The organism is Bacillus sp. ISL-7 (assembly GCF_018613065.1).
Genome location: NZ_JAGGQW010000041.1, coordinates 52,314 through 75,465, shown reverse-complemented (window position 1 = coordinate 75,465; position 23,152 = coordinate 52,314). Strand labels below are relative to the sequence as shown.

The following is a 23,152-nucleotide window of genomic DNA, read 5'->3' as shown; positions in this document are numbered from 1 at the left end:
GAACCAGAGTTCATGTTTCCGTTGACAGACAACCTCAAAAATGCGATACTTGACTTACGGTTCATGTTAAGTCGCTATTATTGTTTTAACACCCCTTTGCAATATAGATAGATTAAAACATGACCGATTTTTTTTATAAAAATCCCCTTGCCTTAGCAGGAGTTTCTAATATTTTTCCGAATAATTTAATGTATCTTTATTTTTTTGTTATAAGTTCCTATATTTCTACCAATTTTCGAAAGGCGTTGATATTGTGGCAAACCAAGCTGAATCTAAAAAAATCTCTGTCAATTCAACCATCTCCTTAAAGGGAATTGTGAAAGCCATTTTCAACGACACCATTCATGTCCAAATTGGCGGCAAGATCATTACTTTGCCAACATCAGATTTCACGCTTGATAAACCTGCACAGTCATAAGCAAGCTATTTTTCTTGCTAAGAAAGCCCATCACGGTTGTGATGGGCTTTCTTTTTGTGAAATGAGTAGCACCCTTCGATTCATTTCATAATATTCAAAAGATATGCTTTAGCTGCAAAGATTTCTATCCTGGTCATTATCGTTGTACATGAATAGTTTAAGTTGAGTAGGTTGTGACATCGTTGAAAAGTAGTTGTGACTTAGAAAATGGCCTACAAACAGTTATATCTATCCCACGAACTATTGATATTATAACAGCATTTTTATTATTAACAGGTCAAGTGACAGTTGTTAGACTTATTATAGAACCAGGAGGATTTGCCCTATCTGTTGGTGGGCCGCTAACTGGAAGAGCGCGAAATCGAACCTGAAATTTTAATCAAATCTAATTAAGAAGGAAGTGGTGTCCTTAACAGACCTCCCAACATTCGAGCCCTCTAAAGCAGAAATATTTTTATTTTTACTGTCAATTGCCATCTTTATATTTTTCTTTACACAACCTAAGGAAAGCGATGTCTCTACATTGAGATAGTCGCTTTTTTTCATTAGTTCGTTATTTGATTTGTTTTTTGATAACATTCACAGGTCACGATATGGTCATTCACCATTCCTGTCGCTTGCATGAAGGCATAACAGATGGTCGAGCCAACAAATTTGAAGCCGCGCTTCTTTAAATCTTTACTTAATTGATCACTAATATCCGTGATTGCAGGAACATCTTTCATTTCACGGAAGTGGTTTTGAATCGGCTTACCGCCAACAAAGGACCATATGTACTTACTAAATGAGCCAAACTCCTCCACAACCTTCAAAAACGCATGTGCGTTGGTAATGACTGCATTGATTTTTAGCTTATTTCGGACAATTCCTTCATTATGGATTAATTCTTCGATTTTCTTTTCATCATAGCGGATAATTTTTTCTGCTTCAAAGTTATCAAAAGCTTTCCGGTAGTTCTCTCTCTTTTTTAAAATGGTGTACCAACTCAGTCCTGCCTGGGCCCCTTCGAGATTTAAGTACTCAAATAGCAGGCGATCATCATAGACCGGAACTCCCCATTCATAATCGTGATAATCAATATATAGTGGATCCTGATTTACCCAACCGCAACGATTCATCTTTGAAAAGCCTCCAGTACTTCCGTTGATTACATAACTTACGTTCACTTAAGTATGACATAATTTTATAAAAATAAGAACCTCCCATTTATTATTCGATAACTACGAATTGGATTCAATTGTAAGACGTATTTTCACTAGATTTATAGTAAGATAGTTAGATGACATATGTTTAAAGGAGACTTCAAGAATGCATTATAAAATGATTGTACTTGATTTAGACGATACACTATTGCAGGACGACCACACGATATCTGACCGCACAAAGCGTGCACTTATGGATGCACAAGAATTAGGAGTGAAAGTGGTGTTAGCTTCTGGCCGGCCTACGTCAGCCATGTATGCTATTGCTGAAGAACTGCGGTTGAATGATTTCGGCAGCTTTATTCTTTCTTTTAATGGCGCTAAAATTATTAACTGTCAAACTGGTGAAGAACTGTTTAGCAGCACTTTATCGCCTGATGTCGTTCACTATTTATATGAAGTAAGTCGTCGTGAAAATGTTTGGATTCATACGTATGTTGGGGATCAGATTGTTACCGAGGCTGGAAACCAATTCACAAATATTGAAGGAGAAATTACTGGCCTAGAAATAATTGAAGTCGGTAGTTTCGTGGAGGCTGTATCGGAACCTGTGGTAAAAGTGCTGATGCTTGAAGATGAAACAAAACTTGCGGATGTAGAAGAAAAACTGCACCAAGAGTTAGCTGGTCATCTAAGTGTCATGCGTTCCAAACCATTCTTTCTAGAATTTACGGAGCATGGCGTCACGAAAGGTACAAGCCTTAGCCATTTGATTCAACAACTGGGGATTAAGCGCGAAGAAGTCATCGCAATTGGAGACAGCTATAATGACCTTGCAATGATTGAGTTTGCAGGCTTAGGTGTTGCTATGGGGAATGCTCCAGACGATATTAAAGCAAAAGCTAACTTTGTCACTGACAGCAATATGAATGATGGTGTTGCAAAGGTTGTAGAAAAATTCGTATTGAAAACACCGACTCTTGTTTGATAATAAAATTTTATCGAAACAACGCATGGAATTTTTCCGAGCGTTGTTTTTTTGCACTTTTTCCTTTCCAACAGCCCAATCATGTCCCCTCTTTAGTTTTTCAAGCATAAAATATTCCAACCAAATACAAAAAAAGGCGGAGAGAGGTATGGGATTATTCATTAATAACAGTGAACATCCGGATGTTTATAAAAACAAACAAAATCCACAAGCGACCAATCAAGTCATATCAAGACAGGATTTCCTGTCTCAATTAATTTCTGAACAGCAAATAGCGAATACTGCACTCAAAAAAGCCTTATCTGAATTAGGTATGCAATCCCAACATCAAGAAGAAACACACTTCAACCAGTGGAACCATGTTGGCAATCAACTAAATGATTTACAAAGAAGGTTGGAGAGGTACGAGGATGCGAATCATGGGCTTGTCCTCCAACTGAATGAACAGCTCGAACTACAAAAAATGGTTGCAGAAAAAATGGCGAAACAAGAGGCGTTTCAAGGCGGAGTTTTACAGCGCTTAGACAATCAAGAAGCATTAATGGACAAAATCTCCCGTCAAATCAATCATATCCGGTCCATTCTGTTCGAACGGACGAATTATTTGGCTACAAAAATAGACGACGGCTATAAACTTACTTCTTCCTATGTGTATAAATTAATGACGGGTTCCGACCAGCCATTAACATTTTTCTTGATGAATCATAAGGAAGAAGAAATTCAAAAACAGACTGATTAATTTCACTGATTTAAACGTTACAAAAATAAAACACCCCCACTGCAATACCGGCAAACGCACCAGCTTTTGTCACCACGTTCTTTTTAGCTAAGCTGAATACCAATGCTGGGAACAATTGTGTTACAAGGCTCTCGGTCTGTGGATATCCATAATCGATTGGCTGCCCTTGTTTTACACGGTGAAGGGCTCGATTCGATTATCACTTATTTGATCATTGAAACCAACATGAATAAAGCAAATCAGTGTATAACCGTCCTTCCAATTGGGGCCAAGCCAACGCTTTATGGCTCACTAATTATCGTTTCTCCTGAAAAAATGCGTGTTGTTGATATCGCAGCATTGGAGCATGCATGTACCGTTATCTCACTCGAACTTGTAAAGGATCAAGCTATTTTTGATGCACAGGAAAAAATAAATGGGGGGCTCATTGATGTTCTATTTTCTGGACAGGTAGACGGCACCATTCTTCAAAAAGCGAAACAGATGGATTTCGAACCGATGGGTGATTATTTAGCTGTTATTATCCGGTTAGACGAAATGGACAATACACATAAAAGGAACAGCATCATTCGCCACCTTGTTCAGTTGGCCAACCGAGTATTTATAATAAATTCTTTAAAAGGGATGGCGGTTAGAAATCACGACCAAATCGTTGTACTCCTTACTTTTCAACAAAAGGTTTCACCTGCCTATGCACACCATCAAGTTAAAGAGCTGGTGTCTAAATTTCAACAGGAAATCCAAATTAAAAATTGGGGCACTAATGTTTCGATAGGTATTGGGAGAATTCATTCCAGCTTATTAAAAGTTACTAAATCGATGCAGGTGGCAGCGAAATGTCTTCAATTCCTTCAAAGTTATGGAGGGAAAAACCAAGTGATTAGTTATAAAGAACTTGGCGTTCAAAGACTTTTGCTACAAAATACCGAAGAAGAACTTATTGATTTTATCATGGAAGTACTCGGGCCTCTGTTTGAATATGACCAATCCCGTAAAGGCGAACTGCTACCTTCGTTGTTTGCATATCTTGAACACAATCAAAATGCGAAAGAAGCAGCAGAATCCATCCATGTTCATACCAATACATTGATGTATCGGTTAAAAAGGATTGAAGAAATTCTTTCCACTGATTTATCTGATAGTCAACAAATTTTGAATATTCATCTAGCAGTAAGCCTTTATCCTTTTATAAAAGAAAAACTTACTACACTCGCTTAATACCGATATTAAAAAACAGGGCGCTCCTAAATTAAACGGGGCGCCTGTTTATTTATTCAACTGATCTTTTTTTTGGGACTTGGTATCGATTTCTCTAGTTTGGACCAATCAATTGTATTTTCAAGCACAATCGCAAGCAAAATTCCTACAAGTAAGCCGCTGCTTAAGAGCGGTCGAACAAGCATCGGGATGGAACCAAACATTTCAGCAGGAATATTCATGATCGCAATTCCTAGTAGAACAGGTGCAGCGATTCGATAAATTGTTCTTTGGTTAAAGCGAATTCCATTCAAATTTGTAAGTGCTCCGCTAAATAATTGCAAATAGGCTACAAATAAAACTGCATCCCCGACACTGATGGGCAAAGTAGAAAACAGTTGACTCAGCGCAGGCACCGAACCAAGTAATATAAACAAAGCACCTCCAATGACGATTGGTGCCCGATCAAAAATGAGAGTTGACTGTAAAAATCCCAGTGAAGAAATATAGGGTGCATACGGAACCAAACCAAATAGGCCCGATACGATCGAATTAATCCCTGTTAAAACAAATGAGCGGCGGTATTGATTATTTGTGGTTTTCGTCTTTATGATTGGCTCAATCCCTTTTATGGAAGCCATAGTATTCGTTGTATTAACCAAACCAGTGATGACTGCCATCAGAATTAGACCAAAGCTAAAACTAGGTTTCCCCCAAGGAAATAACTGAAAAAGTTCCGTTGATGTACTCGGATTAGTTGGGGTTGATGGAAAAAATAGTGCGTAAACCACCCACCCAGTTACAATCCCAATTAGGATGGAAAAATTCCGAATCACTCCAGGCCCCTTAAGATTAATCCATACAACGAGTATAATTAACAGGACCGATAATCCTGCTGTTGGTATATCAATCTGAGTTGCTGTTCCCAATCCGAGCATCCCTTTTGTAAAAATGACAATAAGCTGGCTCGCGAGCAGAAAAAGCACGGTACTCATAACTACGGGTGTAAATAACCGCTCTAACACCTGTCCCATTCCTAAAGCTCCGAGAATGATAACTAAAGCGCCTGAAATAATAATACCAAGCGCAAGACCACCCCCTATTTCAGTCAAACTGATTCCAGCTGAAGAAGCTGAAGCACAAAGACTTAGGATGGCCCCCCACCACAAGCCAGATTGTCCTTCCATAAGTGGATATTTATGCCCAAAAACAGCTTGCAGGATACAGGCTGTCCCTGTATAGATAAATGATCTTTGCAGTGCACTAGCCACCTCAACAGATGATAAGTCAAAGGCATCCCCGATAGTTAACGGGATGACCACAGTATTTGCAAACATGAAAAATAACCATTGCAGACCAGCCAAGAACATGGTGGTCAAGTGCATTCGTTTCACTGTTCATCCCTCCTTTGTTCATTGTTCCCTTTATACGACTGTAATAATAATACCTAAGATTGTAATCACACAAGCAGTTAGCTTTGCGGGCGTAATTTGCTCCTTAAAATAATACCATGCTAGGAAAACAGCAAATAACGGTGAAGTGAAAGCGAGTGACACAACAAGTGTTCCATCGGCAAATTTTGAGGCAGTAAAAAGACAAATCCATTGGATGATTACCGTAATTCCGCGTAAACTTAGATGTTTATGCAGGCTCGGAAACCACACCTTTGGACGGTAAACTAGATAGGTAATTAGGGCAATACCGCAGGCTCGATAGAAGTAAAGCGTCACTGGATTTACCCATCCATGAACAAGTAACTGCTGCGAAGGCACCATACTAACTCCAAACACAACTGCTGATGCGATCCCCAATAAATTCCTAGTTTTTTTTAATTCAAGAAATGGAGTCAGCGGGTTCCGACCTTTCAAATTTAAAAAATAAACACCGACCATGATAAATAAAACAGACACAAGTACAAATGGATGAAATCCATATAAGACGCTATTCGGAATAAATGTGAATAATGGTGTTAATGCCAATAGGGATAGAAAAAACCGTCCATGAAAATGTCCATGGACGGTCTATCTTATAACCCTTTAGTAAAAATATCAGTCAACACAGGTACGATTTGCTTTTTCCGTGATACAACACCCTTTAGGGTAGCTGTGTTATTTGAAAGGGTAACATTATAAGCTTTTTCTACTGCAGCTGTTTTGCTTCCTAAAGCTAAACCAACTGAATCGTTTGTTAAGATATCAGTTACCACAAACAGGAATAAATCTAAGTTCTTTTCTTCGATAATCGTAGAGATCGCCGCTTCTAATTCTTCTTGACGAGCAAGCACATCTGCTGTATCAACCACATTGACTTGAGCAATTTCTACTTTACTTGAGCCCATTTCAAATCCTTTAGCATCTAGGCTTAGCAGTTCGTTAATTGATTTGTCGCGAACATCTGCTCCAGCTTTCAACATTTCAAGTCCATATGCATCTGCATCGACACCAGCAATTTCAGCTAACTCACGTGCTGCTGCCACGTCTTCTGGCGTACAAGTTGGGGACTTAAATAATAATGAATCAGAAATAATCGCAGAAAGCATTAATCCGGCAATTTCTTTGCTTATTTCTTTATTGTTCTCTTTGTACATTTTATTTAAGATCGTTGCTGTACACCCAACAGGCTCGCAGCGGTAATATAACGGATCACTTGTTTCAAAGTTAGCAATCCGGTGGTGATCGATTACTTCTAATACACGAACTTCAGCGATATCATTTGCACTTTGCTGGCGCTCATTGTGATCAACTAGGATGACCGCGTTTACTTCACTTGAAACTGCTTCAACAAGGCGTGGAGCCTCTGCATTAAACTGGTTTAGTGCATATTGTGTTTCACCATTTACTTGTCCTAAGCGCACTGGTTCAACATCCATACCCAATTGTTTTTTTAAGTCTGCATAGGCAATAGCAGAACAAATCGTATCTGTGTCAGGATTTTTATGACCGAAAATAAGTACTTTTTCCATTTTATTTCTCCTAATCCGATGAATTTATGTAGGTCAAGCCCAATCTACCTGAGAATGGCCCTAACGAAAATTATATAATATTATGAATTAGGATTCAAAAAAATTTTTTTAATTACATTTTTTTTATCATTTGGACTTGCTCTGTTTTTTTCTCAAAACCTAAATCTAGTAAGAATGGGATAACAGGATTTGATAATATGGAATTAATTGTCATGAAGTTGACGGGCTTTTGATGTTCTCCAGATATAGAAGTGAAAATAGACTTTATCGTTTCCTTTTTAATGTCATTGAATAGTTCAAGCTGATATAAAATTACTTTTTCCAGTTGCCCGTCCTTGTTCCACACTCTCTTATATAATGAATATCCTAATGGCTTTTGATTACTGTCGAAATAGATCTGTGTTTCACCCGACTTAACACTCTGCCACTGACATTGCCATGGAACCTTTTCATTATAAAAATGGAAAGTTGGCAGTTGCTCGGGCCGGATAGATTTAAAGGCAATGGGAGTATGATCAAACGCTATGGTCCCATTTAGATAAACAAGTGAATTAATTATTTCATAGCCATGACTTTTATATAATCGAATGGCCCTTTCATTTTCCTTAATGGCTTCAAGTGTGGCAATCTCGACCTCTTCTTCGGAGTAAACTTTTATGGCTGCCTTCATTAAAAGCTTTAACACACCCCTTCCACGGTATTTGGGGGCGATTCCTGTCCCGCCATTCCATGCAGCTTTTTTTCCGTCAATTACACGAAATCCATTTAATACAATCGCTACAGGGTCTTCTCCATCAAAAGCAACTAAAGAGTGCTTCAAAGATAATCCTTCATTAACCAATCGGTTAAAAAACAATTCGGCTGTCATTTCCATTTGCACAAAATAACCTTCAAACCCCTGATTCCAAGCCGTTATTGTATCTTGTATGGTGCATTCTGTTAATCTTTTAAATGTAATTTTCATATTTTCAACCCTTTCTGGCGGATAACCTCCTTTTACTGGCCGATGGCTCCTTTTACTGGCGGATGGACTCCTCTTACTGGCGGATGGACTCCTCTTACTGGCGGATGGACTCCTCTTACTGGCGGATGGCCTCTTTTTACTGGCGACTAGGTTCTTCCTTTGGTATGTATAACTAAATTCAGCATTTTATTAAACCCAGCCAGCTTGTCTTCGCGTTGGCTGGGTCACATTAAAAATCTATTTCACCGGCAAGGGAACAACCTTTTGCCCAATTGCCGCAATTAATTCTTTTGGCATTGGGAAGCTTAATGCAGCTGGGTCCTTCATGACCGCTGGAATCGCCATCTGGAGTGCCTCTTCGCTAATGTTGAATTGCTTGAAATCAGCCGGTAATCCTACCTTATATTGAAGCAATTTAATTTTCCCAATCACTTTTGCTAATGCCGTTTGCGGGGTATCACCCTTTACATCCACGTTCAAGGCTTGTGCCAATTCAGCAGCCTTTGGCAGATATAAATCAGGTACCAATTCCATGACCACCGGCAAAAAGACTGCATTTGCTAAGCCATGTGGAATTCGGAACAAGGCCCCGTACGCGTGAGCCATATTGTGAACAGGTATCGCATTTAAGGCGAAACTGAAAGCTGTGATCCCCATTAAGCTAGCTTGCAATAAATCCATGCGGGCATCAAGGTTCGAACCATCAACAACGGCAACTGGTAGATTTTTTTCAATAAGGCGAATTGCATGTAGAGCATAGGCATCGGTTAGACCTGTTGCGGTTGGTGATGCGAGCGCCTCGATGGCATGCGTTAAGGCATCAAATCCAGTAAATGCCGTAATGACTGGTGGCAGTCCGACGGTTAAATCTGGATCCAAGATCGCCATATCGGCATTAATAAACGGATTGATGATATTCGTCTTCATTTGAATTTCTTCATTAAAAATAACGGCAATCGGTGATACCTCTGAACCGGTTCCCGCGGTAGTCGGAATGGCAATATGGGGAATCGGTATGTAATTTGCTTTTGGGAATGACTCGTACAACAAACCGCCAGGGATCGCCTCTTTTATATCTGTCAATCCCTTGTGGAGCGCATACTTTACCCCTTTTACGGTATCCAGAACACTGCCCCCGCCAACGGCAAGTAAGGAATCTGCACCTATTTCTCTTGCATAGCGGACAGCTTCATTGATGCAGCTGCTTTCGGCATCCTGTTTGATATCAAGAAATTGACCGACAAGTTCTGGGCCAGAGCCATGACCTGTCAGCGAAAAAATATCGGTCACTTTTTCAACAATTCCTGCTGCTTCTAGTCCTCTATCACTTAAAAGGAGCACCCGTTTGGCACCCAGACCAGCAAAAAGACTCGGGACCATCGCCCTTGAGTTTGAACCGCTGTATATACCCGTACGTAACATAAACTGTGATAAGGTTGTTTTCATTTTCATCCTCACCTCTTCATTAGTTTTGGCCAAACAGAATTCCATACCAATTGCGTCGATCTAGTTCAGGCGACATCGATGTGTGGACATGCTTTACCTGGGTATAGGCATCGAGTGATTGCTGTCCCATTTCTCTGCCAATTCCGCTTTGTTTGTACCCGCCAAACGGGGCATCACTTCTGAGCATATGCCAGTCATTAATCCAGACCACGCCCGCCTGCAGTTTTCTAGCCACCGCGTAGGCTTTATTGACATCACGTGTCCAAACTCCTGCAGCTAAGCCATAAATCGTATCATTGGCCATTCGAATCGCATCGTCCAGATCAGAATAACGAATCACACAGAGGACTGGGCCGAAAATTTCTTCCTGGGCAATTTTCATATCATTGGTGACATTTGTAAAAATCGTTGGTTCGATGAAATGTCCTTCCTCACAGCCATCAACCTTAACTTCCTTGCCACCACAGACAAGGGTCGCGCCTTCTTGTTTACCTGCTTCAATATAGGAAAGGATGGTTTCCTTTTGCTTTTTCGAGATTACTGGACCAAGATCGGTGGTCGGATCAAGTGGATTCCCAAGCTTTAATTTACTTGTGAGAGCAACTAAACCTGCAACCACTTGGTCATACAGCTTATCTGGTACAAATAAACGCGTCCCTGATTCACAAAGCTGACCGGAATGGAGAAATACTCCAAATAGACTTCCAGGCAGAGCAATACTAAGATCGGCATCCTCTAAAAGGATATTAGGTGATTTTCCACCAAGTTCTAGTGTGGTTTTCTTAATCGTCCCAGCAGCAATTCCCATAATTCGTCTGCCAACCTCAGTCGAACCAGTGAATGCCACTTTATCGACCTTGGGGTGGTTAACTAAAGCTTCGCCCACTTCCGCACCAGAACCTGAGACAACGTTAATTACACCTGAAGGGACCACGGTTGAAATAATTTCTGCTAACTTCAAAGTGGACAGCGGCGTGTAGCTGGCTGGCTTGATCACAATTGTATTCCCCATCGCCAGTGCCGGAGCAATCTTCCAGGTAGCAATCACCATTGGCAAGTTCCAAGGAGTAATCGCTGCACATACACCGATTGGTTCACGCCAAATAAAATTATGTGCCGGTCCTGGCAATGGCGGCACTGGCAGTGTTTCCGAGAATGGATACTCAACCGTAAAATTGGCCAATGTTTGGAACAAGTCAACCATTTGCAAAATATCACTATTGCCAATTCGGCGTACCGTTCCACCTGAGCTAATCGCTTCTAAGTATGCTAGCTCCTCGGCATGTTCGGCAATTTGATAGGAAATCGCATATAACACCTTGGCTCGGTCTTTTGGCTTCATGTCTTTCCAGTCACCCTGATCAAATGCCTCACGGGCCGCATTTACAGCACGGTCAACATCTTCCGTAGTTCCTTTTGCTGCTCTAGCTACAAGTTCACCATTTGCCGGGTTCAATACATCAAACGTTTCTTGACTGGAAGCTGGCTCCCACTTTCCGTTAATAAAGTGGGGAAATGTTTGAACTTCAACCTTTACTGTCATGAAAATCCTCCTTTTCTAAAATCATTTATAGCACTCCTAAGTCACTATCTGTGTATCTATAAATCTCTTCGATTTTTTTGCCTTGTGCACGCGCTAAGATTTCCATTCGGACTGAGAGTTGTTTTAAGGTAAAGTTCATGATATCTGCAGGATTCCCGTCGAATGCACTAACCTCCCTTCCTGCGATGCCTTCTTGATTTAGCCTAATCGCTAATGGGGTCAGCTCGCCCATCTTGGCTGCCACAAAATCAAAGAGATGTGGATGTTCACAAATTAACCGTTGCAAAAGGAAAGTCCCATAGCCAATATGCCTGGACTCATCCTTTTTTAAATTACCAACACCTTCAAGCAATCCTGGCATGATACCCGCGGTTTCTAATGTTTGATAGAAAGAATAATAACCGGTTTCTGCTAATACTCCTTCAACAAACATGTTGTACACTACCGATGCCTCGGCGATCGCTTCTGGGGATTGGTCGGAAATCAGCCGTTCCATTGTTGTTGGGAGAATCTCATAGAAAATCTTCTGAAAGGTTTCGGTATGAAAGTGAGATAAGTCCCCTCGCTCCCCGATTGCATTCAAAACTAGACGGAAAAATTCTGTATGTTTCGCTTCCTCGAATAAAAAGGTCGTCAAAAACATTTCTTCCTCAAGGCGCCCTTCTTTCGCAATCGCCATGATCAGTGGAAGAAGATCTAATGTAACCGCTTCCTCACCAGCTTGAAATTGAGAAATAAGCCGCAAGATATCTTCTTGTTGTTCCGCATTTAGTGTTTTCCAGTCCTTTTGGTCCTGACTGAAATCAATATCTGCTGGGTTCCAGGTTCCTAACCGTTTTGCTTTTTGGAATAAGCGGTACGGGAAAGAATCTTCAAGCAAACCTCGACAGCTAGTTGTTAATATGGTTCTTTTTTCCATATATGTTCTCCTCCTTTTTTCTTTTACGGTTTGATTACAATTTCTGATGCTTGCTTGCGGAGATGCGTCTTTAATATTTTCCCGACACCATTTCTTGGCAGTGCCTCTAGGAAAACGATTCTACGTGGTGTTTTGTTTTTTGCTAAATGGTCCTGGCAAAAGTGAATTAAATCATCTTCCGTTACTTTTGCACCGGGTTTTTTCACGACACAGGCAACCATTTCTTCGCCCATTCGTTCATCGGGAATACCAACAACCGCTGCCTCAAAAACTTGTTCATGAGCATTTAATATTTCTTCGACATCACGAGGATACACATTAAATCCGCCGCGAATAATTAAATCCTTCTTTCGGTCAACGATATAGACATAGCCCTCATCATCCATCCGGGCCATATCCCCGGTAAATAACCACGAATCTTTTAAGACACGGTTGGTTTCTTCGGCATTTAGATAGTAGCCAGGCGTGACATTATAACCGCGAACGATTAATTCACCCACTTCACCAACAGGAACTTCCTCGCCATTTTCATCGACGATTTTCAACACTACCCCAGGAATCGGGATCCCAACAGAGCCAGGTTTTATTTCGATTCCTTTGCGATGAGCAGTAACAACCGGAGCAGCCTCTGATAACCCATAGCCCTCATACACTTTTGCGCCAAATTTTTGTTCAAAAGCGTGCAATAAGGCAACTGGCAGCGGTGCAGAACCTGATCCGACTGATTCAAGACTGGTGATGTTATATTGGTCGGCATGTGGATAAGATACTAAGGCATGAATCATCGCGGGAACAGCTGAGAACGTCTTAACCTGATGTTTTTCAATCGCTTTAAATACCTCCTGTGTATCAAAGCTTGAAAAAATAACGATAGAGCTGCCTGTTAGAAAGCAAATATTCGAAATCGTTAAGCCATATACATGAGCAAGCGGCAGGACTCCAAGTGTTGTGCCCCGCTCTGTTTCATTATGTTTTGCTGAATTCTCGGCATTAGAATATAAGTTTTTATGGGTTAATAGCACCCCTTTTGGATTTCCAGTCGTACCTGAGGTATATAGAATGACTGCTGTATCATCTGAGTTCACACCATCGACAAGTTGATTTTCGGCGGGGACAAACACGTCATAAAAGTTTTTCGCACGTTCGTCTGATGGCAGATCAACAACAATTAACTGTGGTTTAGCCGGTAATCCTTCAAATGAACTTTCAACATTATTCCTTACTGCGGAGGAGGTAATTACTGCTTTTGCGCCAGAATTTCGTGCTATGTAGTGAAGCTCCTTTGGATGCAAAGTAAACATAACAGGGACAATCGTTGCTCCTGCTCTGGTAATTCCCTGATAGGCAAAGAGGACCTCTGGACAATTGGGCATACAAACTATTACTCTGTCACCCTTAGCAATTCCAAGATTTCGCAAACCACATGCAAATTGGTCCGAGAATTGCTTCGTTTCAATATTAGTGAACGTCTTTTCTTTGTAAAATAAAAAAGGATACTCACCATACTCGGCGATATTTGTTTCCAGCAGGTCTTTCAACTTCACAACATCCGCTCCCTTTTTAAAAATCTTATAAAACACCCGAAGGTATAGGACTACCACTATTACTAGGTCGAACGATAAATAACAACTGAATCTTTTTGCTCATAACTAACCTGCTGTCTTTCTTCAAGTAAATCCAAATGGCCTTGAATTTGTGATAATCCTAAGAACACGGTATTCCCCTGCAATCGTGGATACATTTGCCTGCAGATTTCATAGATGGATTTTCCTCCTGTTGAAAGAATCGCTAGAATCTGTTCACAGCGCTTTTCCTGTTCTAGTAATCTTGTTTTGATCAAGGATAAATGATCACTAAATGCCTCGCCGTGACCTGGGTAAATCATTTCCAACTGCAGTCGGCTTACTTTTTCAAGCGAGTCTCGGTATTGCATTAACGGCCTCGGACGATTGACCTCGCCGGGATTAGGTGGCTCGATAAAGGCATTCACGGAAAAAGACTTTAATAAATGGTCGCCGGCAAAGGTATCGCCTGTTTCTTGGTTCCATAGTAAAATATCAGATTGGCTGTGGCCGGGAACATGAATTACCTCATACCTCTTTCCACCTAAAGGAATAACATCACCTTCATTTAGATAGGTAATATTCCGCCACTTTTCCTCGTTAAATGGCCGTTCGATGATGTGAATGAATGGATCGGCACCACAGTTCGTTAAAAACTTGTGAAAAAAAGCCTGCACTCGCCGATACTCTTCCACACCAACATTAATCGAACCTCTCGCCTGTTCATGGACATAGATTGGCACATCTATTTCTTCCAAAATGTAAGGAATTGCACCCGCATGGTCGATATGGATGTGAGTAAGGACAATCTGATCAATATCCTTCAATGTAACGCCATGCTTATGTAGTTTACTTTTGAGTTGTTGAAAGGACACTTTACCTGGGTTACCCGTGTCGATTAACGTAACTGAATCACCAATCGCCAAAAAGGCATTGACCGTACCCTCAGCAAAATGGGTTTCTAATTCAAGCGGTACAATTCTAAACAATTTAATACCCCTCCCTACTAAAACATTTTTTAACTATCACTTTTTGACAGGAGGAACGACCTAAGCACTATCAAAACTATATTTCTTTTTCATAATAAATATGATTAAGTTGCAGGGAGCTTACCAAGATTGGCTCACTCCCCCTGTTGAGATAATTTACTGAAGCTTATTTTTGCTTCCGCTACCATCTGGTGCCTGACACCAATGATTATTGTTGCAATTCCTTGTCCGCCTCCAATACAGGCGGTGATCAGGGCATATTTTCCAGCTGATTGTTTTAATTCATAGATTGCTTTTTGTGACGAGGATGGCACCTGTTGCCCCGAGTGGATGTCCGTGGGCAATAGCTCCACCGTTTTTATTTACTTTTTCAAGGTCCATCCGAAATAAGGGGCCCGGCTCATGCTTTCTGTCCCGCCAGCAATATAGACATCCCCATCCCCGGCACGTATTGCTTGGGCAGCAAGATTGATAGCATTCAGTCCTGACCCCACTGACGGTCTACTGTTATTCCTGGCAAATCTAACGATAACCCCGTCTGTAAGGCTGTTAATCTAGCGATATTTCCACCGCCTGACAAGACATTTCTATTATTCCGGATTAATATTGGCGCGTTTAACTACTTCTTTAATAACTTCTGCCCCCAATACGTGGGCAGGAACACCTGCAAGAGCACTTCCTTGTCTGCCAATCGCAGTTCTGACGGCTGAAACGATGACCGCATCTCTTTTCATTACGCTTTCACCCCTTGGAATATTGAATGTTGAACTTTTTAATTGAATTTCAAGTAATTTTAGGATATTTTACTGTTCTTTCTATCTAAATAACCCTGTTAGGATTCATCTTTTTTGAAAAATAGGATTCTATCAGCAAAATTTCTGGTTTTATCAGCGAATTCCTCAGTTCTATGGGCGAATCCTACAATTCTATGGGCGAATTTCTTAGTTTTATGGGCGAATCCCACGGTTTTATGGGCGAATCTGCTAATTCAATCAGCGAATCTCATTTTGGTGATAATATTTACATCGCATGCGCCCCTCCATCGACAACCACGATGTCTCCCGTCACAAAGTCCGAAGCTGGTGCAGCTAGGAATAAGGCAACGCCTTTAAGATCATTATCGGTACCAAATTTCCTTAATGGTGTCCCTTCCAGAATGGCTTCTCCCCCTTGATCAAGCAGCCCTTTTGACATTTTCGTCGGGAAAAAACCTGGGGCAATCGCATTTACATATATGCCACTAGGTCCCCACTTAACAGCTAAATCTTTAGTAAAAGTAATCACAGCCCCTTTACTAGAGTTGTAGCCAATTGCATTCATATACTTTGGATTACTGCCCTTTAAACCAGCCACTGATGCAATGTTAATTATTTTTCCTGATTTTTGTTCGAGCATCACTTTTCCAACCGCCTGTGACATTAAGAAGGTACCAGTAACATTGACATCCATGACCTTTTTCCAAGCTTCGAGCGGCATTTCCTCGACTGGTGCTCCCCAAGTGGCACCGCTATTATTTACGAGAATATCGATTCTCCCAAATCGTTCAATCGTCCGCTTGACGACATTCTTGATATCTTCGGGGCTGGTGACATCACATTTTAAGGCAAAACTCTCCACACCCAGTCTTTTTATGCCTTCGCTTACTTCCTCACAGGCTTCCAATTTTCTTGAACAAACCACTACATTTGCACCTGCTTCCGCAAAGCCTTCAGCAATTTGCTGGCCAAGTCCCCTGCCGCCGCCTGTTACAATAGCTACTTTTCCCGTTAAATCAAACAACTCTTTCACATTCATTGATCGTTCCTCCTATTAAATGCATCATTGAGCCCGTTACCACCGAAACCGGTGAAAAGCTTCCTGCACTTCCCTTTATAGACAACCACTAAATACTAACCAGTTGGTATGTAGATATTTGTTATAATACCAAAATTTTCATATTATTCACATCCGACTTGATAACAATAAACCCAGCAGCAAGAAGGTTTTTTCTTCTTGGTGCCGGGTCTAAATATACTTCATGTAATCAATATTGGTGATAGACTACCTCACCTTTTAATACTTCATTTCCTTGTTGATTGACTGCTTGGACCGTAAAGCGCAGATTTTGTTCCTGCTTTTCTTTCAGTGTCGCTTTCAGTGTAATCACATCATTTAAAAATACCATTCCTTTAAAACGGATCGAGTAATCCTGTATGAAGCCTTCGTCATAATAAGTAGTAAAAAGCTTTGCAAGGTTCCCCATTGTCCACATTCCATGGGCAATTATTCCTGGTAATCCCGCTTTTTTCGCCTCATCATCAATCGTGTGTATTGGGTTAAAGTCTCCTGAAGCACCCGCATACTTGATTAAGTCAAGACGCGAAACCGGCTCCAATTGAATTTCTTTGACCGATTTTCCAACTTGTAATTCAGTAAGAGTACTCATTGTGCCAACACCTTCCTCACAGCTTCAGAGATGACAATCGTTGAGGATGAGCTAAAAATTAAAGCGCCGGATAGATCCTCACCGTAATTTTCCACAACCAGGAATCCCATTTTCCCAAAGCTCCCTTTTTTCTCAAAGTAGCTTTTTACTTTGGAATAACAGTAAATTGTTTCGCCAACCCTTAATGGCCGCTCGTAATGAAATGTTTGTTCCCCGTGGATTAGACCTTTATTGGGAAGATTTAATCCTTCGGTGACCCCATAATCAAAAGTTCTTGGAAAGGTAGGAGGTGCAATGTTGGCTTTGTTTCTTGAATTTCTTCCAGTTTCTTCATCAAAATAAATGGGATGAAGGTCACCAATCGCCTCCGCAAATTTTTTGACTGCTCCTCTTTCAACTTCATTTTTAACCTTGTTTGATTGTTTGCCTATCTGGTCTTTAAACAATTCATCCTCACCTCACCTAATTAACATTTTGGTCCGCCGGCAACATAAATTACTTGGCCATTCACGAAAGACGATTTTTCATCAGCAAAGAAGGCTACTGTATTGGCAATGTCTTCTGGCTTGCCACTTCTGCCGACTGGAATATGTGCCACACTTGATTGAATTAATTGCTCAAAAGGAATGCCGATTCTGGCAGCGGTTTCCTTTGTCATCTCCGTTTCAATAAATCCTGGCGCCACTGAGTTTGCTGTAATCCCATATCTTCCCAACTCAATTGCGAGTGTTTTTGTAAAGCCCTGCAAGCCGGCCTTTGCCGCCGCATAATTGGCTTGACCGCGATTTCCAAGTGCTGATGTCGAAGAAATATTGATGATACGCCCATATTTATTTTCGACCATATATTTTTGTGCAGCTCGGGCTGCATTGAATGATCCTTTTAAGTGCACATCCATAACGGTCTGCCAATCTGAATCGGTCATTTTAAAAAATAGATTATCGCGGATTACCCCAGCATTGTTCACGAGGATATCTACGGAGCCAAATGCCTCATAAACCTCTTTCATTGCATCTTCAACCTGCTCGGCATCAACGACGTTTGCAACCTTTGAATAAACGTCATAACCTTTTTCTTTTAATTCACTAGTTGTTTCACTTAACGCCTCTTCGTTCAAATCAATTATAGCTACCTTTGCTCCTTCTTGTGCAAAAAGCTCGACAATCCCTTTGCCGATTCCACGGCTTCCACCCGTAACAAAAGCAACTTTTCCCGTAAATCTGCCTGCCATTTCTATTCCTCCTGAGTTTAATAAATTTATAGATTGCGCTTACATTTAAATTGTGGCTATGTTATAGTTTCATTTGATTTAGTTGTCAATAACCCTCATTGGAGACACTTTTCTTTGTTTTTCCCTGATTTCTGTTGTCAATAAACCTCATTGGAACCACTTTTCTTTGTTTTTCCCTGATTTCTGTTGCCAATAGCCCTCATTGGAGACACTTTTCTTTGTTTTCCCCTGATTTCTGTTGTCAATAACCCTCATTGGAGACACTTTTCTTTGTTTTTCTTGATTTCTGTTGCCAATCGTCTGGACCTTACAAATACAATAAATATGTCTCTTCACGACTTTATTTTGAACATCGAAATATAACAGAGACAATGATTATACGTATTGACCAATCTTCACATGACCTTTAATCAGGTTACGTGCGATAATCATTCGTTGGATTTCGTCTGTGCCGTCGTAAATTCTCCATAGTCTTGCTTCACGATACCAGCGCTCAATTGGTAATTCTCTTGTATACCCCATCCCACCGTGAATTTGAAGGACACGGTCAACGACGTTGTTGCCCATATTTGCACCATATAATTTTGCCATCGATGCTACGTGTCGATTATCTTCCCCATGATCTAGAGTAAAGGCAGCGTTCAAGACTAGCCATCTTGCTGCTTCAATTTCAACCGCAGAATCTGCGATTTGCCATTGGATTGCTTGTCTTTCAGCAATAGGTTTCCCAAATGTAACCCGTTCCTTGGCATAATCAATCGCCATTTGCAGCAAGCGTTCAGCGGCACCGACTGCTCTTGCCCCAACAACCCAGCGTGCAAACCCAATCCACTCGAGACCGAGATTATACCCCTTGTGTAATTCACCCAGAATATTTTCCTCCGGAACACGGACATTATCGAATACTAAGCCGGCTGGACCCCATTCTCCCATTGTATGTATATACTCTGATTTCCAGCCCATATCGCGATCAACAATAAAGCATGTAACCCCTTCGCGGCCTTGTGTTGATTGATGTCGTTCCTTATCCGTAATCGCTATCGCCATAACGAAGTCCGCTTCGTTTCCGCCGGTAATGAACGTTTTTTCACCATTTAGAACCCATTCACTGCCATCTTTCACAGCTGTCATTTTGATATTTCTGGTATCAGAACCAGCACCTGGCTCTGTCATTGCAAAGCAGGACTTTTTCTCACCATTTATTGTTGGAAGTAAGTATTTTTTCTTTTGTTCTTCGTTGCCATAGTAAAGAATATTATCTGCACCACCGCCGAACTGGAATGGGACAAAGGTTTTTGACACTTCCATTAACACAATTGCCATCATCATTTGACCAAGATCTGCACCACCATATTCCTCTGGAGTGTTAATTCCCCAAAAACCTGCTTCCTTCGCTTTTAGTTGCAGCTCTTTTAGTTTACTTGCAGGAAGACTCGGTTTACCTTCTCGTTCATTACGAAGTACATCGTTTTCAAGAGGAATCAGTTCTTTTTCTACGAATCTTCTAATTGTTTTTTGGACCATTTTTTGTTCATCAGTCAATCGTAAATACATACCATTCACTCCATTCTTATTCTAAACATCAAGTTTAATGCCGTTAATTTATAAATCGCAGGCATACCTACCGGTTGGTATGTTAACTTTATTTTATTCCGAACTTTCAGATAATACAAGGTAATATTTTCCTAATAAAAAAATTCTCTAGCTACTTCACTAAAGGACTTTTCAGATGTGTTTTAAAGCGATTTCACATTTGTGAGAATAAATAAATCCGTTAAAAAATTCATTTTTGGCGACTAATTTCCTTTCAATTTACAAAAGATAATGGTGATATTCATTAGAATATCGTCGTTTCAAATCCTTTGATGAGGTGATTTTAGATGAGTTATAAAGACCATTTAGATCCGCACTCAGAGCTCTTTCACCACCATACGACGCGTCCAAAACGTCAAAATTCACAAGTGAATGGGCAAACTCAAGTGACGCACAACACGATCATCTTAAGGAGCAATGCCAAGGCCCACCGTTGGTAAGGCTTAGGCAAAGAAACGAGTAATGGCAGCATAAACAATTACTGTCATTAGAAATGACCTTTTCTCGAATAGCAATTTCGAGAAAAGGTTTTTCTTTTTCTAAGTAATTTGTTATTACAATATTGATAATGTTTGTTCCAAAAGATATCATAAAATCTAATAAGAAAAAAACGGGAGTGGAACATGACATGTTTGATGACTTTACGATTAGAGATGCCGATATGTGTGATTTGCCTGCAATTGTTGATATATATAATACAACCATAGCAAGTAGGATGGTTACAGCCGATCTTGAACCAATATCAGTAGAAAACAGAGTTCAATGGTTTAACGAACATTCATCAACCTTTCGTCCATTATGGGTTGTAGAAAATCAAGGAGAAATTTGCGCATGGGTTAGTTTCCAATCTTTTTACGGAAGGCCCGCCTATAATGCGACAGCAGAAATTAGTATCTATATTCATCCCGACTTTCGAGGCAGGAAACTTGGTAAATATTTAATCCAAAAAGCAATCGATTCCTGTCCAAGTCTGCAAATCAAAACCTTACTAGGTTTTATTTTTGGTCATAATGAACCTAGCATTAAACTTTTCTCAAGTTTTGGATTTGAAAAATGGGCACAGCTTCCGAATGTGGCTGAGCTGGATGGCATTGAACGTGATTTAGTTATCCTTGGAAAAAGACTCTTCTAAAAATCTTGAAATCGAAGAACAGATAGCTTATGGAATACACTCCATAAGTCTTTTCCATGTAGGCAATCAGATAATAATGTAGTAAAAGTTTTTATAGTTATTAATATTTCAAGCGTTACATTATTCCAAAATAATGGATTATCTAGTACTATAGACTAAGGAGTAATAAATTCACACTACTCCTTGTTTTTAATAAACTTTATTCCTTGAAGAGAACTGGAGATTTCCATGAATAAAATAAAGATCATCATCCTCTACTTTTTTACAAGTATTATTTGGATATATGGGTCCAATTATGTAATCGAACAATATGTGCCTTCTTCACTTATTGAGTTGGTGTTAAGGTCAAAAGAGATCTTTTATGTTGCCATGACTGGAGGGTTCATTTATTTCTTCATTAGTAAAAAAGAGGAGTTAGATGTTTCCCAGGAAGATCAGAAACGTCTATCAACTTTAATCAATTCAATGGTTGATTTTGTTAACTTTAAAGACGGTGAAGGCAGATGGATTGAAGCAAATGAATTTGGTTTACAATTATTCCAGCTTGAGAATGTGGATTATCGGGGGAAAAAGGATTCGGAATTAGCCGAGTATACAGACTTTTACGGTGATGCTCTCAGATTTTGTGAAACTTCTGATGAAGAAGCTTGGATTAACCGAGAAATCACTCGAATAGAGGAAGTCCTTCCTGTTCCAGATGGATCAGTAAAAATATTTGACACGATTAAAGTACCACTATTTTACGAAGATGGCAGTCGACAAGGTTTGGTCATCATTGGACGTGATATTACCGAAAAAAAGGAAATGGCCTTAAAATTAGCAGAGAGTCAGCAACAATATAAGTCATTATTTGAATACAGTCCAGATATTGTTTATATGATGGATTTAGGCGGAACTATTACCAATTTAAACCCACAGTATGATGTCATTACAGGCTTCAAACGGGAAGAAGCAATTGGGAAAAATGTAAAACAATTATTACCGAAAAGTTATAAACGATATCTTCCAAAGTTCATTTCCACTGTTGTGGAAGAAATAAAACCGGTCATGTATGAGCTGTATATACCACATGCAAACGGGAATCGGATTATCTTACAATGTACTTCCATTCCAATGATAATTAATGGAAATATCACTGGGATCATTGGCTATGGCAGTGATGTGACCACCTTAAGGGATGCAGAAGAACGTCTACGCAGGACAGAAAAGCTATCAATCGTTGGAGAATTATCTGCCAGCGTTGCCCATGAAATTCGGAATCCGCTGACGTCATTAAAAGGATTTGTCCAACTTTTACAAATGGAAGATGAGAAGCATCAATTTTTTTATCAAATTATGCTCGACGAATTAAATCGTATCAATGACATTGTTGGTGAGCTTTTGTTATTGGCAAAGCCTCAGCTTTTAAAATATACCAAAGCAGATCTTCAGAAGCTATTAATGGACGTCATATCATTATTAAACACCGAAGCCAGTTTATATAATGTTCAAATTGAATCTCTTTTTCCAGAAAACGACATATGGATTGAATGCGAACCAAATCAACTCAAGCAATTGTTTATCAATTTGATTAAAAATTCGATTGAAGCAAGCCAAAATGGCGGAACGGTTTCCATTATTCTAGAGCAAATAGAAAATAGTCATGTGTTAATTTCCATTAAAGACAATGGCTGCGGAATTTCAAAAGAAAGATTAGAGAAAATTGGCGAACCTTTCTACTCTTCTAAAGAAAAAGGAACTGGGTTAGGTTTAACGGTTAGTTTCAAGATTGTTCAATCCCATCAAGGCAATATCCATTTTGATAGTCAGAAAAATCAAGGGACTTCTGTTCAAATTTCATTACCGATCAAGCAAAAAGACCCTAAAAACAACCAGCGCTCGATTCCTGAAGGAGTGTAAGAC

At 40.1% G+C, this 23,152-nt stretch carries 26 protein-coding genes and 2 pseudogenes; 8 read left to right on the top strand and 20 right to left on the bottom strand.

The window, feature by feature from the left end:
• Positions 1–253: 253 nt before the first annotated feature.
• Positions 254–418, top strand: a complete 165-nt coding sequence (locus J7E66_RS16690; protein WP_215001874.1) for a hypothetical protein — start codon at positions 254–256, stop codon at positions 416–418.
• A gap of 182 nt (positions 419–600) precedes the next feature.
• Complete coding sequence (locus J7E66_RS16685) at positions 601–789, top strand: phospholipase D-like domain-containing protein (protein WP_215001872.1); 189 nt, start codon at positions 601–603, stop codon at positions 787–789.
• 174 nt (positions 790–963) lie between these two features.
• Here the strand turns inward: J7E66_RS16685 and J7E66_RS16680 are convergent, their stop codons facing one another.
• Entirely contained in the window at positions 964–1,536 is a 573-nt protein-coding gene (locus J7E66_RS16680) for a DNA-3-methyladenine glycosylase I (RefSeq protein WP_215001870.1), read from the bottom strand.
• Positions 1,537–1,726: 190 nt separating this feature from the next.
• Between J7E66_RS16680 and J7E66_RS16675 the strand changes: the two genes are divergently transcribed.
• Entirely contained in the window at positions 1,727–2,548 is an 822-nt protein-coding gene (locus J7E66_RS16675; protein WP_215001868.1) for a Cof-type HAD-IIB family hydrolase, read from the top strand.
• Between the two features lie 148 nt (positions 2,549–2,696).
• A complete protein-coding gene (locus J7E66_RS16670) occupies positions 2,697–3,287 on the top strand; it encodes a hypothetical protein (RefSeq protein WP_215001866.1) in 591 nt (196 codons plus the stop codon).
• 31 nt (positions 3,288–3,318) lie between these two features.
• On the opposite strand, the pseudogene J7E66_RS31840 reads toward J7E66_RS16670, so the two are convergent.
• Positions 3,319–3,417: pseudogene (locus J7E66_RS31840) on the bottom strand (hypothetical protein); the annotation flags it as partial.
• Here J7E66_RS31840 and J7E66_RS31835 point away from each other — a divergent pair.
• The gene (locus J7E66_RS31835) at positions 3,390–4,505 is read left to right on the top strand and encodes a PucR family transcriptional regulator (protein ID WP_215001864.1); all 1,116 of its coding nucleotides are present in this window, start codon (positions 3,390–3,392) and stop codon (positions 4,503–4,505) included. The pseudogene J7E66_RS31840 and the gene J7E66_RS31835 overlap by 28 nt on opposite strands.
• Before the next feature lie 56 nt (positions 4,506–4,561).
• Here J7E66_RS31835 and J7E66_RS16660 read toward each other — a convergent pair whose 3' ends face one another.
• The 18 genes and pseudogenes from J7E66_RS16660 to J7E66_RS16590 all read right to left on the bottom strand — a co-directional run bounded on the left by J7E66_RS16660 (position 4,562) and on the right by J7E66_RS16590 (position 20,079).
• Complete coding sequence (locus tag J7E66_RS16660) at positions 4,562–5,869, bottom strand: uracil/xanthine transporter (protein ID WP_215002071.1); 1,308 nt, start codon at positions 5,867–5,869, stop codon at positions 4,562–4,564.
• A 39-nt stretch (positions 5,870–5,908) separates the two neighbouring features.
• Positions 5,909–6,463 carry a DMT family transporter gene (locus J7E66_RS16655; protein WP_215001862.1) on the bottom strand — a complete coding sequence of 185 codons (555 nt, stop codon included), beginning with the start codon at positions 6,461–6,463 and terminating at the stop codon, positions 5,909–5,911.
• 47 nt (positions 6,464–6,510) lie between these two features.
• The gene (locus tag J7E66_RS16650) at positions 6,511–7,446 is read right to left on the bottom strand and encodes a manganese-dependent inorganic pyrophosphatase (protein WP_215001860.1); all 936 of its coding nucleotides are present in this window, start codon (positions 7,444–7,446) and stop codon (positions 6,511–6,513) included.
• Between the two features lie 112 nt (positions 7,447–7,558).
• Positions 7,559–8,410, bottom strand: a complete 852-nt coding sequence (locus J7E66_RS16645; RefSeq protein WP_215001858.1) for a GNAT family N-acetyltransferase — start codon at positions 8,408–8,410, stop codon at positions 7,559–7,561.
• Positions 8,411–8,647: 237 nt separating this feature from the next.
• Positions 8,648–9,856 carry an iron-containing alcohol dehydrogenase gene (locus J7E66_RS16640; RefSeq protein WP_215001856.1) on the bottom strand — a complete coding sequence of 403 codons (1,209 nt, stop codon included), beginning with the start codon at positions 9,854–9,856 and terminating at the stop codon, positions 8,648–8,650.
• A gap of 19 nt (positions 9,857–9,875) precedes the next feature.
• On the bottom strand, positions 9,876–11,399 hold the full coding sequence (locus tag J7E66_RS16635; protein ID WP_215001854.1) for an aldehyde dehydrogenase family protein: 1,524 nt from the start codon (positions 11,397–11,399) through the stop codon (positions 9,876–9,878).
• A 25-nt stretch (positions 11,400–11,424) separates the two neighbouring features.
• Entirely contained in the window at positions 11,425–12,318 is an 894-nt protein-coding gene (locus tag J7E66_RS16630; RefSeq protein WP_215001852.1) for a R2-like ligand-binding oxidase, read from the bottom strand.
• Positions 12,319–12,341: 23 nt separating this feature from the next.
• Complete coding sequence (locus J7E66_RS16625; protein ID WP_215001850.1) at positions 12,342–13,862, bottom strand: long-chain-fatty-acid--CoA ligase; 1,521 nt, start codon at positions 13,860–13,862, stop codon at positions 12,342–12,344.
• 62 nt (positions 13,863–13,924) lie between these two features.
• Positions 13,925–14,869 (bottom strand): MBL fold metallo-hydrolase, encoded by a 945-nt coding sequence (locus J7E66_RS16620; protein WP_215001848.1) that lies wholly within the window; start codon positions 14,867–14,869, stop codon positions 13,925–13,927.
• Positions 14,870–15,003: 134 nt separating this feature from the next.
• Positions 15,004–15,183, bottom strand: a complete 180-nt coding sequence (locus J7E66_RS32900; protein WP_374103856.1) for a hypothetical protein — start codon at positions 15,181–15,183, stop codon at positions 15,004–15,006.
• Positions 15,152–15,250, bottom strand: coding sequence for a hypothetical protein (locus J7E66_RS31825; RefSeq protein WP_374103855.1), 99 nt, complete (start codon positions 15,248–15,250; stop codon positions 15,152–15,154). The genes J7E66_RS32900 and J7E66_RS31825 overlap by 32 nt, the downstream gene beginning before the upstream one ends.
• Positions 15,232–15,321, bottom strand: a complete 90-nt coding sequence (locus J7E66_RS33090; RefSeq protein WP_483861498.1) for a hypothetical protein — start codon at positions 15,319–15,321, stop codon at positions 15,232–15,234. The genes J7E66_RS31825 and J7E66_RS33090 overlap by 19 nt, the downstream gene beginning before the upstream one ends.
• Positions 15,316–15,603, bottom strand: a pseudogene (locus J7E66_RS31820) (thiolase family protein); the annotation flags it as partial. The gene J7E66_RS33090 and the pseudogene J7E66_RS31820, both read right to left, overlap by 6 nt.
• Before the next feature lie 286 nt (positions 15,604–15,889).
• Complete coding sequence (locus J7E66_RS16610) at positions 15,890–16,663, bottom strand: SDR family oxidoreductase (RefSeq protein ID WP_215001846.1); 774 nt, start codon at positions 16,661–16,663, stop codon at positions 15,890–15,892.
• Positions 16,664–16,892: 229 nt separating this feature from the next.
• The gene (locus J7E66_RS16605; RefSeq protein WP_215001844.1) at positions 16,893–17,294 is read right to left on the bottom strand and encodes a MaoC family dehydratase; all 402 of its coding nucleotides are present in this window, start codon (positions 17,292–17,294) and stop codon (positions 16,893–16,895) included.
• Positions 17,291–17,740, bottom strand: coding sequence for a MaoC family dehydratase N-terminal domain-containing protein (locus J7E66_RS16600; RefSeq protein ID WP_215001842.1), 450 nt, complete (start codon positions 17,738–17,740; stop codon positions 17,291–17,293). The genes J7E66_RS16605 and J7E66_RS16600 overlap by 4 nt, the downstream gene beginning before the upstream one ends.
• A gap of 20 nt (positions 17,741–17,760) precedes the next feature.
• Positions 17,761–18,525, bottom strand: coding sequence for a beta-ketoacyl-ACP reductase (locus J7E66_RS16595; protein WP_215001840.1), 765 nt, complete (start codon positions 18,523–18,525; stop codon positions 17,761–17,763).
• Positions 18,526–18,900: 375 nt separating this feature from the next.
• Positions 18,901–20,079 carry an acyl-CoA dehydrogenase family protein gene (locus J7E66_RS16590; RefSeq protein ID WP_088086948.1) on the bottom strand — a complete coding sequence of 393 codons (1,179 nt, stop codon included), beginning with the start codon at positions 20,077–20,079 and terminating at the stop codon, positions 18,901–18,903.
• A gap of 326 nt (positions 20,080–20,405) precedes the next feature.
• Here J7E66_RS16590 and J7E66_RS16585 point away from each other — a divergent pair, with 326 nt between their 5' ends.
• From J7E66_RS16585 to J7E66_RS16575, 3 genes are all read left to right on the top strand, one after another.
• On the top strand, positions 20,406–20,558 hold the full coding sequence (locus tag J7E66_RS16585) for a YpzG family protein (RefSeq protein ID WP_214716880.1): 153 nt from the start codon (positions 20,406–20,408) through the stop codon (positions 20,556–20,558).
• Positions 20,559–20,746: 188 nt separating this feature from the next.
• The gene (locus J7E66_RS16580; RefSeq protein WP_215001839.1) at positions 20,747–21,250 is read left to right on the top strand and encodes a GNAT family N-acetyltransferase; all 504 of its coding nucleotides are present in this window, start codon (positions 20,747–20,749) and stop codon (positions 21,248–21,250) included.
• Positions 21,251–21,478: 228 nt separating this feature from the next.
• A complete protein-coding gene (locus tag J7E66_RS16575) occupies positions 21,479–23,149 on the top strand; it encodes a PAS domain S-box protein (RefSeq protein WP_215001837.1) in 1,671 nt (556 codons plus the stop codon).
• Positions 23,150–23,152 lie beyond the last annotated feature (3 nt).

What these genes read in the sequence shown, in the direction of transcription:
- J7E66_RS16590 (WP_088086948.1), bottom strand. Translation starts at nt 20,079, where the DNA reads ATGTATTTACGATTGACTGATGAACAAAAAATGGTCCAAAAAACAATT.
- J7E66_RS16595 (WP_215001840.1), bottom strand. Translation starts at nt 18,525, where the DNA reads ATGGCAGGCAGATTTACGGGAAAAGTTGCTTTTGTTACGGGTGGAAGC.
- J7E66_RS16670 (WP_215001866.1), top strand. Translation starts at nt 2,697, where the DNA reads ATGGGATTATTCATTAATAACAGTGAACATCCGGATGTTTATAAAAAC.
- J7E66_RS16675 (WP_215001868.1), top strand. Translation starts at nt 1,727, where the DNA reads ATGCATTATAAAATGATTGTACTTGATTTAGACGATACACTATTGCAG.
- J7E66_RS16645 (WP_215001858.1), bottom strand. Translation starts at nt 8,410, where the DNA reads ATGAAAATTACATTTAAAAGATTAACAGAATGCACCATACAAGATACA.
- J7E66_RS16580 (WP_215001839.1), top strand. Translation starts at nt 20,747, where the DNA reads ATGTTTGATGACTTTACGATTAGAGATGCCGATATGTGTGATTTGCCT.
- J7E66_RS16605 (WP_215001844.1), bottom strand. Translation starts at nt 17,294, where the DNA reads ATGAGTACTCTTACTGAATTACAAGTTGGAAAATCGGTCAAAGAAATT.
- J7E66_RS16650 (WP_215001860.1), bottom strand. Translation starts at nt 7,446, where the DNA reads ATGGAAAAAGTACTTATTTTCGGTCATAAAAATCCTGACACAGATACG.
- J7E66_RS16575 (WP_215001837.1), top strand. Translation starts at nt 21,479, where the DNA reads ATGAATAAAATAAAGATCATCATCCTCTACTTTTTTACAAGTATTATT.
- J7E66_RS16660 (WP_215002071.1), bottom strand. Translation starts at nt 5,869, where the DNA reads ATGCACTTGACCACCATGTTCTTGGCTGGTCTGCAATGGTTATTTTTC.
- J7E66_RS16630 (WP_215001852.1), bottom strand. Translation starts at nt 12,318, where the DNA reads ATGGAAAAAAGAACCATATTAACAACTAGCTGTCGAGGTTTGCTTGAA.
- J7E66_RS16640 (WP_215001856.1), bottom strand. Translation starts at nt 9,856, where the DNA reads ATGAAAACAACCTTATCACAGTTTATGTTACGTACGGGTATATACAGC.
- J7E66_RS16585 (WP_214716880.1), top strand. Translation starts at nt 20,406, where the DNA reads ATGAGTTATAAAGACCATTTAGATCCGCACTCAGAGCTCTTTCACCAC.
- J7E66_RS16680 (WP_215001870.1), bottom strand. Translation starts at nt 1,536, where the DNA reads ATGAATCGTTGCGGTTGGGTAAATCAGGATCCACTATATATTGATTAT.
- J7E66_RS31825 (WP_374103855.1), bottom strand. Translation starts at nt 15,250, where the DNA reads ATGGACCTTGAAAAAGTAAATAAAAACGGTGGAGCTATTGCCCACGGA.
- J7E66_RS16610 (WP_215001846.1), bottom strand. Translation starts at nt 16,663, where the DNA reads ATGAATGTGAAAGAGTTGTTTGATTTAACGGGAAAAGTAGCTATTGTA.
- J7E66_RS16635 (WP_215001854.1), bottom strand. Translation starts at nt 11,399, where the DNA reads ATGACAGTAAAGGTTGAAGTTCAAACATTTCCCCACTTTATTAACGGA.
- J7E66_RS31835 (WP_215001864.1), top strand. Translation starts at nt 3,390, where the DNA reads ATGCTGGGAACAATTGTGTTACAAGGCTCTCGGTCTGTGGATATCCAT.